This is a genomic window from Caballeronia sp. (assembly GCF_049581465.1).
GTDB lineage: Bacteria > Pseudomonadota > Gammaproteobacteria > Burkholderiales > Burkholderiaceae > Caballeronia.
The window spans coordinates 1-2,053 of record NZ_JBAUSA010000424.1; the positions used below are offsets into that span (position 1 = coordinate 1).

The 2,053-nt window shown below is 62.2% G+C and carries 1 protein-coding gene; it reads right to left on the reverse strand.

Annotation, left to right across the window (positions count from 1 at the left end; translation table 11 throughout):
• The coding region (gene treZ, locus WCA53_RS10610; protein WP_423908903.1) for a malto-oligosyltrehalose trehalohydrolase at positions 1–1,856 on the reverse strand (1,856 nt) is incomplete at its 3' end.
• Positions 1,857–2,053 lie beyond the last annotated feature (197 nt).

Here is a 2,053-nt window from a genome sequence, read left to right on the forward strand (position 1 = left end):
GCTTTGACGCTGTGAACGTCGTGATTGAACGCGGCTTTGGCGAGATCGCCGGTCAGCCACGCGATAAAAGTTTCCGGGTCAAGTTGGCCACGGTCCACCCGATCGCGGGCACGCGCCGGCGTCTCGAACACGACCTTGCCTGCGGGCTGGCCGTCGAACGCAACGGCTGCCGTGCCGAGGTTAAGCGCAATCGAATACGTACTGCCGTCGCCGAGTTTCCAGGTCGCCAGCACCGCCTTCTCGCCGATGACCGTTGCGGCAAGCGATCTCGCGCCCTTCAGGCGTGCCATGAGCAACTTCGAGCGCACCGCCAAGGCCGAGCGGTAAAAATGCAGCCAGTCCATGTGATCGGCGGCGGGCGCAGCTTCGCCCGGCGATGAAAGCTTGAACGTCGCGACGTCGTTGGGATCGGGAATTTGCGCGCGGCGCTTTTCATCGGAGAAGGCCGAAAATTTCGCAAATTCCTTGCGACGGCCTTCGCGAACGGCGTCGGCGAGTGCGTCGTGATAGTCGGTGAAGAACAGGAACGGCTGCGTGGAACCGTGCTCTTCCTCCATGAACAACATGGGAATTTGCGGCGAGAGAAGCGCGAGCCCGGTCGCGGCATACAGCGCGCCTTCGGACGCGAGCGTTCGCAAGCGCTCGCCCATCGCCCGATTGCCCACCTGGTCGTGGTTCTGCAGGAACATCACGAAGGCCGTGGGCGGCAGGTGCGCGCTCGGCTCGCCGCGTGGACGGCCGTCGTGAATGGGCGACGGCTCGCCTTGATACACGAAGCCCTCGCTCAGCACGCGTGCGAGCTTTTCAATCGGCTTGTCGCTATACGCGCTGTAATAGCTTTCGTCCTCGCCCGTCAGCAGCACGTGCAGCGTATTGTGCGCATCGTCGCTCCATTGCGCGTTGAAATGCGATTCCAGCAGATTCGACGTGTTGTGCTCGTTTTCCAGCACGAGATGCACATGCCGTTGCGGTTCCACCGATGCACGTATTCGCTCCGAGAGTTCGCGCAGCCATTCATCGTCCTGGATTGCGTGAACGGCGTCGAAGCGCAGGCCGTCGAAACGATATTCCTTCAGCCAGTAGAGGGCATTGTCGAAGAAGAAGTCGCGCACTTGCGGACGTTCGAAGTCGATCGCGGGGCCCCACGGCGTATCCACGCCTTCGCGGAAGAACGGCTTGGCATAGGTGCTCAGATAATTGCCGTCCGGGCCGAAGTGGTTGTAGACCACATCGAGGAAGACCATCAGGTCGAGGCCGTGCGCGGTATCGATGAGCGTCTTCAGTTCGGCCGGCGTCCCATACGACGAGTCCGGCGCGTAAGGCAGCACACCGTCATAGCCCCAGTTGCGCGACCCGCTGAAGTCGTTCAGCGGCATCAATTCGATGGCAGTCACGCCGAGATTCGCGTATTCCGCAAGCCGGCTCGTCACGCCCGCATAACCGCCGAGCGCGCCGACATGCACTTCGTACAGCACGGTTTCCTCCCACGGCCGGCCATGCCAGTGGGTGTTCTGCCATTGGAACGCACGGGGATCGACGACCTCGCTCGGGCCGTGGACGTCGTCCGGTTGAAACCGCGAAGCGGGATCGGCGACGGCCGAGTTTTCATCCAGCCGATAGCGGTATCGCGTGCCTGCGCCACCCTTTGCAAGTGTTTCGAACCAGCCGTCGCCGGTGGGCTCCATGTCGATGAGCCCGCAAACGCTGCCGTCGGTTCCATACAACTCGAGCTGCACCTTGTCGCGCGACGGAGCCCAGAAGCGATAACGCGCGTGGGCGGCATCGGTCAGGTGCGCGCCGAACGGCAGGCAATAAGCGTAGTGACGCTTGTGGGGATCAATCGGGATTTCAGACATGATTGGAGTGCCTTCAAGTACTTTTCAGAACATCTGCCGATGGTTGGTCGGCCGTTGCGTAGAGGTGCCGGTCACGAATCAATGTTCATTGCTTTCGTGGTCTTCGTGGCTTTCGTGGCTTTCGGGACTACTGGCCGGCGCGGCCTTGGGAATGTCCGGCGCCCTCCACGGCTCCGCCGCCCTGCGCGGGCCCAGAG